The organism is Mesorhizobium bavaricum (assembly GCF_056781655.1).
In genome coordinates, this window is record NZ_CM165566.1 from 4,486,522 (window position 1) to 4,500,527 (window position 14,006).

A 14,006-nucleotide genomic window follows, 5' to 3' on the forward strand; every position below is an offset into this window, starting at 1 on the left:
CCCACCGTTCTCGACCTGTCAGCAAACCAGTCCACCAATTCGCCACGAAATCAGCCACCTGCCAGCCCAACTCAACTAGGCCTGTTCAACTTCCAGACGGGTTGTCGGTACCACCTTTCGGAAACGGGGCGATTGTATGTGAGCTACGGTCGAACTGGTTCTGTGCAAAAGCCGCCCGGTGGGCGGCTTCTTCAGTTGCGTCAGGCTTAGTTGAGGGTGTTGGCCGCGTAGCAGAGGGTTACGAGGCTGGCAGTTGGCTGGGCGGTCGGGATGGTGGCCGCGCCGCCGAGCGTGCCGTTCAGGCAGGCAGCGGTGCCGTAAACCACGCGGCCCTTGGTGGCATCGACCGAGCCATCAATGGCCTTGTCGGCTTCCTGGGCGTCGGCCAGGGGCATGGCGGCAAACTGGACAACCATGCGCTGGTCGCTACCGACGGTGGCCATGGTGTTGGCCTGTTCGGTGATGGTACCGGTCGTAGAGCTGCCACCGCCGAAACCATGGTAAACCACGGCAGAGGTACCGGTGCCGGTCACCCGGAAGCCGGGCAGGATGTTGCGCAGGTTGGTTTGGTCGATGTTGCTAGCCCAGCTGGCGGCAGGGATCGAGTTATTGACCAGCACGGCCATGTTGGTGCCGGGGGTGCCGGCGCTGGACAGGGCGTTTTGCGGCCAGACGTGCTGGCCGGAATAGAACTGGCCGTTGGCGTCTTCAACCTGCTTCAATTGGGCACCGGCCTTGGTACCGCTGGAGCGGTTGATAAGCTGCCAACCCACTGTGATAATCACGAGGGTGATCAGAATGGCGATAATGGCGACGATCAGGATGGTCTGGTCAATCGTATAGCCTTTGTTGGAGGTAAGGCGGCTGAACAGGCTGTTGAAGGTGAGTTGCATAGTCATGAGTTTCCTTTGGTGATTGTTTGGGTTCTTGAAACCTATGCTACCTCGCTCCAGATGTTCTGACAGGCAGTTGGGAAATTTCTGACAGGCCGGTGTGTGATTTGTGCACTGGCCCCGTGGGTTACATTGTCAGGTAGGAAAAACGAGGGAGGCGGAGCTCAAGGCTGTGCCTCCTTCATTTTTCACTTCTCCTCCAAAGGGCGATGATTGGTCGAGAGGAAGCGCCGCGCAAAACAGATCGGGCGAGGGGGCAGTGGGTGGCACGATCGCGGACGGAGAACCCAATCCGCCCCTCCGCCCCATTCCAATGACTATTAATGCCGGATGATCGTCCCGATCCAAAGATCGGTTACATGAAAGATACATGGGAAGAATTGACTGGATCGGTTTTCATGTAACCATTTGAAAACTTTGGCGCACCCGACGCGATTCGAACGCATGACCCCTTCCTTCGGAGCGCCCCAAGTACGATAATCCGAGATTATCGAAATTCGTAATCATTTGTTTTCTTGTCATTTTTATTGACCTAGTCAACATCATTACTTCACTTTTCATGTAACATTTGCTATAAATCGGTTACATGGAAGTTACATGAAAATGCCTAAATTGTTTTTGACTGACGATCTTGTTTTTGCTGCAAGTTGCCCATTTGGGAAAGGCCAGGAAATATACTGGGATTATCCCGTTGGAGTAGACGGTCGTATACGAAGTGACTCCGTTTCGGGCCTGGGGCTCCGTGTTACCGAGTTGGGGCACAAGGCCTTTGTCCATGCTTACAGGTTCAACGGCAGGCGTTATCGAACAGTGCTCGGGTCTACCGTCGTCCTCAACGTATCCTCTGCCCGGCTGGCGGTCGGCCAACGGGAACGCCGCCTGGAGGCCGGGGATAATCCAGATTTTGACCGAACCGACCCTCGCCGTGCTCATCTTCTAACGGTCCGTGAGGCGATCGACCGCTATTGGGAAAGCCATGTGAGCGGCCTCTCCGCCGGCTACCGCTACAACTTCGCGATCTTTGTGGCGCATTGGCTGCGGCCCACGCCGAAGGTGGCAAGCAATCGGGGCCACAACAGCCGACGGCGCTACAAGGACTTCGGAACAATGTTTGCCGATCGACCGCTCTCCTCCATAAAGCCGCTCCATATCGAGGAATTCCAGAAGCAGTTTACCTCGCCATACGTGTTCAACAGCGCACTGCGGCACGTCTTGGCGCTCTACAATTGGGCTATTCGCATGCAGTTGGTGGACATGCGCAATCCCTGTACCCCCATCCGCGCGCGGAAGCAGATCCGCCGCCGCCGGGATTATTCCACCGAACAGATACGGCAGATTGCAGCGCATATCTTCTTTCCGGTGTTTGAGGCTGTGCCTGAAATTGATCATCTGGAAGGGTTTGCCAAGCGGAATATGGCTCTGGTCAAGGGACAGGTGGCAACCGCCAACGACCAGATGCAGGAACTTTGCAATTTCATGGGCATCCTGTTCCTGACCATGGCCCGGCCCAGCGACCTGGCCAATGCAGAATTCGACCATTTCGATCTGGAGAAGCTTATCTGGCACAAGCACAACACCAAAGGCATCAAACTGTCGCGTTCGCTCTACGAATACGCCTACCGTTCGGTGCCGATCCATCTCCGGGTTGCCGGGATGGTGCAGGCCCAACGCCTCCGCTGGCCTGACAGCAAGTTGCTGTTCCCGTCACATACGGACATGACCCAGCCCCGCGACAACTTCCGCAAGGGACTGGACCGGTTCAAAGCCCTGCATGGCGTCCCGGAGTATTTCCAGCTCTACGACCTCAAGCGGATTGCGATCTCGCTGATGCTGGCGGGCCAGGGCGTGTCGCATGAAGCGATCTCGCACTACGTCGACCACAAGGGGAATCTAGAAACGACAATGATCTATGACCTTGGCCTGGTTGATCCGTTGCGTCCGGTCACTGAAAAGCTCGGCGCGCTTCTCGGCATCTGACGACAATATTGTGCTGGCGGCGATTATTGTGATCAAGGATTGAATCAATTGGCACTTTTGACTCCAGTCGTGAGGCGGAACCGAAAGCCATCTAATGGCTTCGAACTTCGGCGATGGGGCCTGAGGCCTTACGGCTTGCTAGACCCCAGTGGAGGAAACCTGTGGACAAAACCGCGTTAAGGCTCTGGATTTGCGGGCATATTCCTCAGAAACGTGCGCCCTCGACGATGCAAGTCACGTTTTAATACGAAAAAAATATTTCGCGAAAGGAGCGCGACAGGCCCTCGCGGGATATTGATTGTGCATCGATAGTCTGTACTCTCAGTTGCAGCAAGATCGGCTAAAGGCCATTCAGATGACACCTCTCCAGTACGCCATTTCCAAGACCGGCCATAGGCGCTCGCCAAAGATGCGCATCCTGAACATGTGTGGATCACTTGGCGACTGAAGCAACCAACCATCGGCTGACCGCTGGCACCTTTGCGCCGGTCGCCGTTCTATTGGGCCACGTTCCGGTTTCGGGCGTGGCCTTTCTTTTTGCCGGAGCACGATCCGGAGCCGGACATGGGGAGATCAGCATGAATGGACCCTAGCCCAAAAAGAGAAAGCTCGCTGTGAACAGCGAGCTCCCCCTTTAACCTTCCTCGTGACGGCTGAGCCTAACGGCCTAGACAACCCGGCTCAGTCGTTGTCTCAAGAAAGGAACCATTGTCATGGACATGGTTGACACGGCCACGTGGACTTTTTTTTGATCGTATTCGCGATCAAGGCAGCGATCTTCATCGCTGAATTGTATGAACTTCCTGAATGGTCGATCCACATGCTGGAAGAGATCCTCCGCTTCGTGGAAATGATGCACCATCGCAGAAATCCTCGCGCGCGCGGCGAAATAAAAGGATTGATGCGTCTATAACTTCGGACGGGGCCAAAAGCTCCGTTCTTTTTGTTGGGTGCGACAGAATCATGGCGGCAATACGATCACTTGTCCAGCCGAAAATGCGACTGAACCGGTCGGCGGTTATGGGTCGGACACCGGCCAAACGCGCCGGAGATGCCGTCAAATATTCGATCACAGGCCCCTCTGTGTTCCTCTCGGAAACAATGCCACAGCGGAAACTGCGTCAGATTCGATGAGAAGTAAAGGTGTGAGGCGCTCCGGGTCGGATCGGGGACCGGAAACGGTTAACGCCTGGTCGAAATGTCCGCAAAACGCCAATCATGGCCATCATGGTTCCAAACTTGCGCTTGACGTCATTTTCCAGCTGTGAGGCAATGCACCAGCGGCGATTTTCGCCGCAAAAATCCCATCAAGGAAAGTATGGTTCATGGATGCCTTGCAAGCGTTGGTGCTGACGAGTACCCAATTGCGCGACATGCTGACGGAAGCAGCGAGGCAGGGAGCCGCAATTGCCGTCGCAGAGCTCCGCGCAGACCTCCACCAGGCACCGGAAGATGTGACTTTACAAAAGCTCCGCGGCTATCTGTCCGATCCCGCTTCCCTTTCCAACCCGAATGACCATTGGGCGCATAGCGAGATTATCCGTCGGATCCAGACGACAGCACAGGGCAAGCCAAAATCCACGGCATGGTTCATGAGATTCCAGAGGGAGACGGGACTGAACGAGTGTTTTACCCGCCCGAGCCCTGGCTACGGTCGACGCAGGGAATGGACATTTGCGGATATTCGATTGGCGTGGGATGCATACTACCGCAAAGGGTAACATTCCATAATATAGCGTTGGGGGCGATGACAGTGGGCAAATATCCGGGGGAGCTCGCCTCCCCGAAGCAGATTCATGAACTGGCTGAAGAGTACCGGAAGGCGGCAACCGAGCTCCTTAAGCTCGGCCGATCCGGTAAGCCGCTTACTCGAGCGCCGTTCAGACTGTGCGCCATTCACGCGATCGAACTTTACCTGACGGCGCTTTTGCTCCACCGTGGGCACAATCCCAATCAGATCCGCAAGATGCAGCACGACTTGGCGGCGCGGTCGGCGCACACAGTCGAAGCGGGGCTGCGCCTTCGCGCGAAAACCGCCAATCATCTTCAGTCCCTCAGCCAGAACCGGGAATATCTCATCACCCGCTACGGCCCGGAGCTGGCGGCAACTGCATCGCAGATCAACCGGCTTACCGCCACCCTTGAGGAGGTGGCGGTAAAGGTCACGGTATTGATCGGGCTGCCGCCAAGAACGCCGGCAGGCCCAGTTGCAGGCGGCGAGGCTCAAGGCAGGGATTCAGCGGCCTCTCGGTCCGCTTCGGTTGCCAATCCGATGACATGATGAACCAGGAATACATCGACGTAGTACGCAACTTCGTCGCGCGGCATCGGCAGCTTATCGATGAGCTCTGTAGCCAGCCAACTGTCGATGTAGTCACCGGCATCCCAGAGGCTTCGGGTCAGGTCCTCATTGTTTGGCTCAATCCGCTCGATAACGCGCTCGAATGCGGTATTGGCGGCGTCGATCAACACAACCCGGTCGGCCCCTGTAACCGGCAGGGACGCAATAATGGCATTGGAATCCATGAGAGGATCATCCTTCTAAGAGTGGCGATCTGTGACATCAGCCTGTCGGTCGCCATCCGACGGTGGTTCTTAGTGTGGTGGCCATTCAACGCGCCAGGCGCCACCTTATGCTCACATGCGCATAAACAGGATACGCGGGAATTTCGCAGATGCAATCCGAAGCAGAAGGGACAGCACCGAAATGCAAGCTCGCCCGCGTGGTTTACGGCACCCCTGCCTGCCTGAGGAGTCCCGCTGTCCCGTCCCAGAGGGAGACCGGCTGATTACCTGCCAGAGTTGCCGTTTACGGGCGACGAAGCGAATGTTCGCCGACAGACTGGCTTGCGGATGCCTAGTGCCACATTCGGTAGCGAGTGATGCCCGCATCGCTTTATTGCTTTGCGCAACGCTTACGAATTCTAGAAATCTATGCCTAACCCCAGGCGCTCAAACAAAAAAACAAGCCCGAACAACAAAGTCGCCGGCTAAAGGCCTGCTAAGCATTCCTGACGTACAGCCTGGCGGCTCGTGACAGTTCACAAAATCTTGTTCGGATGTATAACTTGCGTTGCAAGTTGCGCCTTGACTTTAACAATTGGACACGCTGTTTAGCCTCCGCTTGCTCCAAGGCTAGGAGTTCTTCGGTGGCTGTTCGAATAAGGTTTCCCGGTGGCACCTTGAAGGTCAAGAATTATCGTGAACTGCGCGCTCGCGAACGCCAGAGGCGGATGCCGGTAGTCAAGCTCGGTCCGATCTACATTATTTGGTGGCCCAATAGACAAAAGGCGAACGACGATTGACCGCTTGGCTGGCGGGAGCATCTGCGCTTCCAAGAAGCTAAGGCCCAGCGTGGTGATCGGTGAACGCCGCCATCTTTACCGGCATCGCACACATAACGTCCCTTTGGCGCAGGTCGCAGTAATATTAAACAGAGCTTGTATAAAAAAGAAGCTCGGTCGAGGACAATCCCGCCGAGCTTAAGATGTGCAGGCCGGACGGGGCGTCCAGCGTAAATCATTTCGCACGCACCTTCTTAAAAGCTCGTAAACGTAGCAGTATATGCAAGCGAAGATTCCGACCGGCGAGTTTTGCGTAATCGCTTAGCGGCTGGACTTGAGGTGCTATAGGCGCCGATCAATACCCACCGCGATATCCCTTGTTTGAAAAATTACGGACCACAGCACATCCTTAGGCAAGACTGCGAAGGCCACGGTAACTGTTTACTGTCTGTAACGGTCGCGTTCAACTGTGTATCGATTTGACGCTCAATTCATACAAATCTCATGATCTCTTAACGTGAACAAAAGAGGTGCAAGCCAAGGTCAGATAGCGCGGTCAATGCTTGAGAAAAAAGCAACTAAACTATAGACGGTTTGCTTGCAAGTTCACGCGAAACATGGGTATCTGAGTGCGGGTGTACTCTTTTAGAGGCAAGCCTCTCTAGATCGCGGCATTGGGGGTGTCGATATGTATTTTCCAAGGTTTCTTGTCGGGGCAACGCTCACCCTGCTGGTGGTCGTGGGCTGGGTTTATTATGCAACAGATTCGATCTGGCGTACGATAGGTTGGGCGGTGTTCGTCGCAACCATTCTTCAGGTAGGGTATTTCGCCGCGGTAGGGTTGATGATCTATCTCGGCGTGTCCAAGCGCGTGGAGACAATTGAATCTAGCACTGGCGACGAGAGTGGTTCGCTTCCGATCAGGCGGGACGGCATATCTCTCTGATAACTATGAAGGCGTATGACCTTCGAAACCGTCGTCGCGGCGGCGAGGCCGCATGCGACGCCGACGCAATCAGCAACCCAGTCGAGCGCATCAACATCACGCGCTATCCAGGCCAGCCCTTGGAGAACCTCGATGCCGGCACCAACCAATGTGAGGAAGATGATCAGCCCTATCTTTCGCTCGGGCCAGCCCAGGCTTCCAAGGAACATCAGGACGGCGAATGCCGTGACGTGGTTTAACTTGTCGTAGTGAAAGCCGATATCCATCCCAAAATCCTTTAGACGAGGCAGCGGCAACAGCGCGAGCACAAGGACGACAACCAGCGCGACCACAAAAGCAACCTGTTTGGCGACTCTATGAGATTTCATTCTGCTCCCGCCAAGGTCTTCACCTGACCGCCCGACTGTTCCAAATTTGGGCCGGACCCGGTGCGGGGCAGGGGCCACATTGTTCGCGCACGATTGCATCAGCTAGAACGACGACTGCATCACTGCATCGAACGCTGGGTTAAAAGGATCTATTCGACTGTCACTGATTTCGCCAGGTTACGCGGCTGATCAACATCCATGCCCATGAAGTCTGCGGTGAAATAGGAGAGCATCTGGATCGGCAGCGCGTAGATGATCGGCGAGATGATTTCGGGCACCTCGGGCAGGATGATCGTCTCCATCGTCTTGACGCTCGCCTGCGCCGCGCCCTTGCTGTCGGTGATCAGGATGATCTTGCCGCCGCGGGCCGCCACTTCCTGCATGTTCGACACGGTCTTTTCGAAGATGCGGTCATGCGGCGCGATGACTATGACCGGCATGTTCTCGTCGATCAGCGCAATCGGCCCGTGCTTCAGCTCGCCCGCGGCATAGCCCTCGGCGTGGATGTAGGAGAGCTCCTTGAGTTTCAGCGCGCCTTCCATGGCCAGCGGGAAATTGGTGTCGCGGCCGAGATAGAGCACGTCCTTGTAACGGGAAAGCTCGCGCGAGATGCGTTCGATCTGCTCTTCGAGTTGCAGCACCTGGGCGGCGAAGTGAGGCGCTTCCGACAATTCGCGCACTAGCGTCTTCTCCTGCTCGCGCGAAATCGTGCCGCGGGCCACGCCGGCTCGCACGGCAAGCGATGCCAGCACCGAGAGCTGGCAGGTAAAAGCCTTGGTCGAGGCAACGCCGATCTCCGGACCGGCGAGCGTCGGCAGCACCACGTCGGATTCGCGCGCCATGGTCGATTCCTGCACATTGACGACGGCGCCGATCTTCATCCCCGCCTTGCGGCAATAGCGCAGCGAGGCCAGCGTGTCGGCGGTCTCGCCCGATTGCGAGATGAAGAAAGCAGCGTCATTCGCTGACAGCGGCATTTCGCGGTAGCGGAACTCCGAGGCGACATCGATGTCGACTGGCAGCCGCGCGTAGCGCTCGAACCAGTACTTGCCAATCAGGCCGGCGAGGTACGCGGTGCCGCAGGCCGAAATCGCCAGCCGGTCGATCTTGGCGAAGTCGAATGGCAGGTCGAGCGGCTTCGACACGCCGGAGACGAAATCCACATAATGCGCTAGTGTGTGCGAGATCACTTCCGGCTGCTCATGGATTTCCTTTTCCATGAAGTGCCGGCGGTTGCCCTTGTCGACCATGAAGCTGGTCGACAGTGACTGCTGGCGATTGCGGTCGACCTTGTTGCCGTCCATGTCGAAGATGGCGACTTCATTGCGGCGCACTACCGCCCAGTCGCCATCTTCGAGATAGGTGATCGAATTGGTGAAGGGCGCGAGCGCAATCGCGTCCGAGCCCAGGAACATCTCGCCGTCGCCATGGCCGACGGCCAGAGGCGGGCCGTTGCGGGCGCCGACGATCAGATCCTCATCGCCCTTGAACATGATCGCCAGCGCAAAGGCGCCTTCCAGCCGCTTCAGCGCCTGGTGCGCGGCCTCGACCGGCTTCAGCCCTTTGGCGAGCTCGCGCGCCACCAGATGGGCCACCACCTCGGTGTCGGTCTGCGACGAGAATGTGTACCCGCCGCGGATCAGCTCGTCGCGCAGTTCGACGAAGTTCTCGATGATGCCGTTGTGGACGATGGCGACGCCGTCGGAGAAGTGCGGATGCGCGTTGGTCTCGTTGGCAACGCCATGCGTTGCCCAGCGCGTGTGGCCGATGCCGATCCTGCCATCGAGCGGCTCGTCCTTCAACTGGCGTTCGAGATTGACCAGCTTGCCTTCGGCGCGCCGTCGACCGAGTTGCCCGTTCTCGATGGTGGCGACGCCCGCAGAATCGTAGCCCCGGTATTCCAGCCGCTTCAGCGCATCGACGATGAGGGGCGCTACTTGTAGTTGGCCGACAATTCCAATGATACCGCACATAAAGACAGTTTCCTCGATTTCTCTACACAAAGCGGAGCCAGGGCACAGCTCCATGTAAAGCACGCTTCTAAGTGGCCGGAGATGTCACGCCGAACGGAACTTCACGCCTTAGTACCGCCGCCAAACAAGGTGTGAAACGCAATAGTAATATTACAAACAGGACTACATCACCCGTCAAACGCCGTGTAATAAAATCCTCGCAACAGCGACGCTTAGTGAAGACTCTTGACAGCAACATGACGAAGCTAAATTCATACCCAAGCCTATGCTGTATCTGACAATGACGCGCCTCTGCCACTATGATGCCCAATGAAGACCATCAACCATAGTGCGTCATTTGATCGCGCCAGATAAGGATGCCGAAATAAAAAAAGGAAAAATATGGCCCAGATCAAGCGGCGTATGGCTAAACGCATCGGCAAACGCAAATAAACACCGATCAACGAGCAGAATGCCTCCCGACTGGCGCACATCATCTAATCGATTGTAATACCCAGAGGGCATAACCAAGGCTTGCTTTTACCGCACAAGAATCATATGGCTCCGAAAATCGGGACACAACGGTCCGTTTCGTTGTGCAACCTTCCATGGTCCAGCTAGCCGAGAGAAAAACTCAGAAAAATGAGCTATAAGCCGTGCGTCACATAAACATTTGGCAAAAGCGGACTTACAGCGGAGCAGCATATTAGCAGACACTGATTTATCGCTAGAGCATGGGAAGTAGTTTGTCATTTTCCAGATAGGTCAGAATCTTAGCAAAATAGTGTCTTGTGAGACGGAATGACGTGGCGTAAAGCCTGCTAACAAAGCTTGGACGACAACTGGAAGTAATATCTTGGTAGGCGTGGGACAAGATAACGCTGCAATAAGTGCTTCGCACAACTTGCCAGTCGCCGATATAGGCGTTCGCTGGTATGCGGCTAGCGTATTTTTGGGCAAGGAAACAATTGCCGAACAGCACCTTCGCAGGCAAGGATTTGTTTCGTTCGTACCGCGTAGCGAGAGAACTGTTCGTCACGCCAGGCAACTCTCTACACGGAAGGCGGCGTATTTCCCTGGGTATATGTTTGTGGCCTTTGACGTTACTCAGCAACGCTGGCGCTCAGTCAACGGAACTATCGGCGTTCGCTCTTTGATCATGCAGGGGGATAGGCCCTCGCCGGTCCCTTTTGGCTTGGTCGAGCGGTTAATTGCATTGACTGGCAAAGATGGCCTGCTTGATTTCAGTAGCGGACTCAAGCCGGGATCTTCGGTTCGAATTCTATCGGGGCCTTTCGCCGAGTTGATCGGTCGTCTTGATCGGCTAGATTCCACGGGGCGGGCCCGGGTTCTGGTCGCCATCATGAATGGTGAAATTCCTATTGATCTTGAATCCAGCGGTCTTGTCGCATTTGCGTGATGAAAGCGCGTTATTGCTCGGTGCTCGTTCCCCCTGTTGCATGTGAAAACTTCCGGCTTCACCCGGGAGTGCGGTAGCCTTGGTCTTGCACGCCACCAAGGGATATTGGCGCGCGAACGACGTGGACAACAACGTTCGGGCCGAGCCGGGTGGACTGCGCTGAGGTTAGATTTCATTTCCCCTGGTGGCGGAACAACCTTCGTGGAGAAGGTCTTTTGGGCTGCGACAAACTGTGCAAGTCCTCGAAGGGCAATGGCTCCAACGGCAGCAGTCAAGCCCGCTGACCCCTGCGGACTATATAATGAACAACGTCAATAGTGGTCACGTCCTTTGACGATCAGAAAAGGCCGTGAAGGCCACTAACCGCTTGTACAAAACACCTATGTTGCTCTCAGCACGGTAGTGGCAACCAAAGAAACCCCCAGTATCGGCCCGAGTCACCGGCAATTGCGGGGACGTGTGTGATCGTGACAAGCCACAACGATACTAAGTTGGCGAAGAGTAAGTCGCCGGATGTCAGCACATGAATATGAATGTACGCGCCATCAATCTGCCAAATCAAAGACATCTGCTCTTGCGGATGCGCTTTCAGCTAGCGGGCGGCTTGACGTTTGCGGTCCTGCTTCCTGCTCTCATCCGCACGTCAGTTGGCTTCGGTGTGATCTACTCTTCCAACATGCAGATCACGATTGTCGCCGCGATCATCGCGCATATCACAGGCTACATGTTATACCGCAGGATCGCGAATTTCCCGGGCGTAGCAGCAGCTGGATACATTCTGCCGACCTTTGCTTTGGCCTACGGCCTCGTGTTTTTGACCATTTTCTTTTTGCGAATTGACTACAGCCGGTTCCAGGCGGCCGCCAGTTTCTTCCAGTCGACATCTTGGTACTTCGCGCTAAGCGTCGTGACGCGACGGCTCGAGCCTTACCGACTGGCTGTAATTCCTGGGGGGAACGTCCATCGGCTCGGAAACATACCCGGCGTGGCGTGGCATTGGATTCATTCGTCTGACGAAGTTGTAAAACAAGCGAGCGGGGTCGTCGCCGACCTTCGGGCCGATCTTTCAGACGAGTGGGAACGATATATTGCCGATCGCGCGCTGTCCGGCACACCGGTCTATCATATCAAGCAGATCAGCGAGTCGCTGACAGGGCGTGTCGAGATCGAACATCTTTCAGAAAACACTCTCGGCTCTCTAAATCCGAACCAAGCCTATCTGAAGATAAAGCAGGTGATCGACTGGATTGCGGCGTTGGCAATTCTGGTTCTTCTTTCGCCCGCTCTTTTATTGGTCGCGGCGTTGATCAGACTCGATTCAAGCGGAGCGGCGTTGTTCAAGCAGGAACGGATGGGCTACAGAGGGACCATTTATAAAGTCTACAAATTTAGAACGATGAGGGCAGGTGCCCGTGTTGCAGACGATAAAGAACACGCAATTACGAAAGACGGTGACGCGCGCATCACCCGATTTGGGCGATTCCTGAGAAAATCCAGGATCGACGAACTGCCGCAAGTTATCAACATCTTGCGCGGAGAAATGAGCTGGATAGGGCCTCGACCCGAGGCGCTTGTTCTTTCCAAATGGTATGAGGCTGAGCTGCCGTTTTATAGGTACCGGCATATCGTTCGACCGGGCATTACTGGGTGGGCGCAAGTGAATCAGGGTCATGTGGCGGCCGTAGGAGAGGTGTTGGAGAAACTCCATTATGATTTCTACTACATCAAGAATTTCTCCCCGTGGCTGGATCTGCTGATCATTTTTCGAACAATAAGAACAGTCCTCACCGGCTTTGGCGCACGTTGAATGGCCGAGAGTGCGAGTTCAAGCCGAGGCCGGGCGTTGAAAATCGAATCGGCGCCCCTGCTGCAGGGAAATGAGCATTTGGTTGCCGGGGCGGCCCGTCTGCTGAACATTGTTCTGCGTTTCGGCACTCTTTTGACCCGGTTTCTGTTTGTATTTTTCCTAGCCAAGTACGTCGATCCGACGTCGGTTGGGCACTACGGGCTTTTCACAGCAACGCTCATCTACGGCCTATATCTGGTCGGCTTGGACTTTTATGTCTTCGTTTCGCGGGAGGTACTGACGGTATCTGAAGACCAGAGGGGGGCCATGTTAAAGGGCCAGCTGGCGTTATGTGGTCTTCTATACTTGATTGTGTTGCCAGCTCTTGTCCTGGTTCTAATGCGCATGGGCTGGTCAGTATCCTTGCTGTGCTGGTTCGTTCCAATTCTGGCACTGGAGCATTTCAACCAGGAAGTGTCCCGGCTGCTCATCGTGTTATCCGACCAGGTCACCGCGAGTATAACGTTGTTCGTCCGCCAGGGCAGCTGGGCGATCGCGGCCGTGGCCCTGATGATCGGATATCCAGAAGGTCGAAATCTCAACGTCATTATGGCGCTCTGGGCATGTGCGGGCCTCGCTGCGGGAGCACTGGGTATTTGGAGGGTAAGGCAACTTCCGATTGGAGGGTGGTCAAGGCCGATTGATTGGCGTTGGGTCCGAAAAGGGATCTCGGTTAGCGCGGCGTTCCTCGTTTCGACCCTTGCCTTGCGTGGTATCCAGACAGCCGATCGATATTGGATGGAAGGCCTGGGCGGCATTGAAGCGGTCGGCGCCTATGTGTTGTTCCTCGGAGTTGCATCAACGCTCATGGTCTTCCTGGATGCGGGGGTGTTCTCCTTCAGTTACCCGGCACTGATCAGTCATAGCCACAAGCGGGAATATGACCTTGCCCGCAAGACGGTTAAACATATGTTTTTTCAGACCTTGGTGATTTCGATCGCGTTTGGCTTCGTAAGCTGGACGTTGCTGCCTTACCTGCTGCATTGGGTAGGCAAGGCAGTCTATCAAGATGCCTTTGACCTATACCCATGGGTTCTTCTGGCATCGATCGCCAACGCCCTCGGTATGGTGCCTCACTATGCTCTCTATGCCCGTGGGCGCGACAAGCCCATCATCTACAGTCACATCGCTGCATTGCCGGTATTTTTGATATCCACCTGGTGCTTCAGCAAAAGCCACGCCGAACTGGCCGTTCCCATTGGCATGACAGTCTCGTTCACTCTGATCATGGTCTGGAAAGCGCTCGCCTACTGTTGGCTCCACAGAAATCACATAACGCCAAAGTCAACGGCGTAGTTCGAACTTTTGCTCAAGAACGGG

12 protein-coding genes are annotated in these 14,006 nt (G+C 55.5%); 8 read left to right on the plus strand and 4 right to left on the minus strand.

The genetic code is table 11. The annotated features are described in order from the left end of the window. Positions 1–206: 206 nt before the first annotated feature. Positions 207–893: a hypothetical protein gene (locus AC1RZR_RS22015; RefSeq protein WP_096460425.1), complete on the minus strand. Its 687-nt coding sequence runs from the start codon at positions 891–893 to the stop codon at positions 207–209. A gap of 597 nt (positions 894–1,490) precedes the next feature. Between AC1RZR_RS22015 and AC1RZR_RS22020 the strand changes: the two genes are divergently transcribed. From AC1RZR_RS22020 to AC1RZR_RS22035, 4 genes are all read left to right on the plus strand, one after another. After that, positions 1,491–2,870 carry a tyrosine-type recombinase/integrase gene (locus AC1RZR_RS22020; protein WP_481825967.1) on the plus strand — a complete coding sequence of 460 codons (1,380 nt, stop codon included), beginning with the start codon at positions 1,491–1,493 and terminating at the stop codon, positions 2,868–2,870. 748 nt (positions 2,871–3,618) lie between these two features. After that, entirely contained in the window at positions 3,619–3,783 is a 165-nt protein-coding gene (locus AC1RZR_RS22025; RefSeq protein ID WP_481825968.1) for a hypothetical protein, read from the plus strand. Positions 3,784–4,195: 412 nt separating this feature from the next. Beyond that, on the plus strand, positions 4,196–4,591 hold the full coding sequence (locus AC1RZR_RS22030) for a hypothetical protein (RefSeq protein ID WP_481825969.1): 396 nt from the start codon (positions 4,196–4,198) through the stop codon (positions 4,589–4,591). Positions 4,592–4,623: 32 nt separating this feature from the next. Further along, entirely contained in the window at positions 4,624–5,151 is a 528-nt protein-coding gene (locus tag AC1RZR_RS22035; protein ID WP_481825970.1) for a HEPN domain-containing protein, read from the plus strand. Here AC1RZR_RS22035 and AC1RZR_RS22040 read toward each other — a convergent pair. After that, complete coding sequence (locus tag AC1RZR_RS22040; RefSeq protein ID WP_481825971.1) at positions 5,094–5,396, minus strand: hypothetical protein; 303 nt, start codon at positions 5,394–5,396, stop codon at positions 5,094–5,096. The genes AC1RZR_RS22035 and AC1RZR_RS22040 overlap by 58 nt on opposite strands. 1,446 nt (positions 5,397–6,842) lie before the next feature. Here AC1RZR_RS22040 and AC1RZR_RS37915 point away from each other — a divergent pair. Then, entirely contained in the window at positions 6,843–7,100 is a 258-nt protein-coding gene (locus tag AC1RZR_RS37915) for an exopolysaccharide production repressor protein (protein WP_488657410.1), read from the plus strand. On the opposite strand, the gene AC1RZR_RS22045 is transcribed toward AC1RZR_RS37915, so the two are convergent. Together AC1RZR_RS22045 and glmS are read right to left on the minus strand one after the other, a co-directional pair. Then, positions 7,004–7,468, minus strand: coding sequence for a VanZ family protein (locus AC1RZR_RS22045; protein WP_481825972.1), 465 nt, complete (start codon positions 7,466–7,468; stop codon positions 7,004–7,006). The two genes, AC1RZR_RS37915 and AC1RZR_RS22045, sit on opposite strands and share 97 nt — an antisense overlap. 149 nt (positions 7,469–7,617) lie before the next feature. Then, a complete protein-coding gene (gene glmS, locus AC1RZR_RS22050; RefSeq protein ID WP_481825973.1) occupies positions 7,618–9,441 on the minus strand; it encodes a glutamine--fructose-6-phosphate transaminase (isomerizing) in 1,824 nt (607 codons plus the stop codon). 844 nt (positions 9,442–10,285) lie between these two features. On the opposite strand from glmS, the gene nusG reads away from it, so the two are divergent. The 3 genes from nusG (at position 10,286) to AC1RZR_RS22065 (ending at position 13,982) form a co-directional block, all read left to right on the plus strand. Then, positions 10,286–10,840: a transcription termination/antitermination protein NusG gene (gene nusG / locus AC1RZR_RS22055; RefSeq protein WP_481829095.1), complete on the plus strand. Its 555-nt coding sequence runs from the start codon at positions 10,286–10,288 to the stop codon at positions 10,838–10,840. A gap of 523 nt (positions 10,841–11,363) precedes the next feature. Beyond that, on the plus strand, positions 11,364–12,647 hold the full coding sequence (locus tag AC1RZR_RS22060; RefSeq protein ID WP_481825974.1) for a sugar transferase: 1,284 nt from the start codon (positions 11,364–11,366) through the stop codon (positions 12,645–12,647). 36 nt (positions 12,648–12,683) lie between these two features. Further along, positions 12,684–13,982: a lipopolysaccharide biosynthesis protein gene (locus AC1RZR_RS22065; RefSeq protein WP_481825975.1), complete on the plus strand. Its 1,299-nt coding sequence runs from the start codon at positions 12,684–12,686 to the stop codon at positions 13,980–13,982. Positions 13,983–14,006 lie beyond the last annotated feature (24 nt).

What these genes read in the sequence shown, in the direction of transcription:
- AC1RZR_RS22015 (WP_096460425.1), bottom strand. Translation starts at nt 893, where the DNA reads ATGCAACTCACCTTCAACAGCCTGTTCAGCCGCCTTACCTCCAACAAA.
- AC1RZR_RS22020 (WP_481825967.1), top strand. Translation starts at nt 1,491, where the DNA reads ATGAAAATGCCTAAATTGTTTTTGACTGACGATCTTGTTTTTGCTGCA.
- AC1RZR_RS22030 (WP_481825969.1), top strand. Translation starts at nt 4,196, where the DNA reads ATGGATGCCTTGCAAGCGTTGGTGCTGACGAGTACCCAATTGCGCGAC.
- AC1RZR_RS22040 (WP_481825971.1), bottom strand. Translation starts at nt 5,396, where the DNA reads ATGGATTCCAATGCCATTATTGCGTCCCTGCCGGTTACAGGGGCCGAC.
- AC1RZR_RS37915 (WP_488657410.1), top strand. Translation starts at nt 6,843, where the DNA reads ATGTATTTTCCAAGGTTTCTTGTCGGGGCAACGCTCACCCTGCTGGTG.
- AC1RZR_RS22045 (WP_481825972.1), bottom strand. Translation starts at nt 7,468, where the DNA reads ATGAAATCTCATAGAGTCGCCAAACAGGTTGCTTTTGTGGTCGCGCTG.
- glmS (WP_481825973.1), bottom strand. Translation starts at nt 9,441, where the DNA reads ATGTGCGGTATCATTGGAATTGTCGGCCAACTACAAGTAGCGCCCCTC.
- AC1RZR_RS22060 (WP_481825974.1), top strand. Translation starts at nt 11,364, where the DNA reads ATGAATATGAATGTACGCGCCATCAATCTGCCAAATCAAAGACATCTG.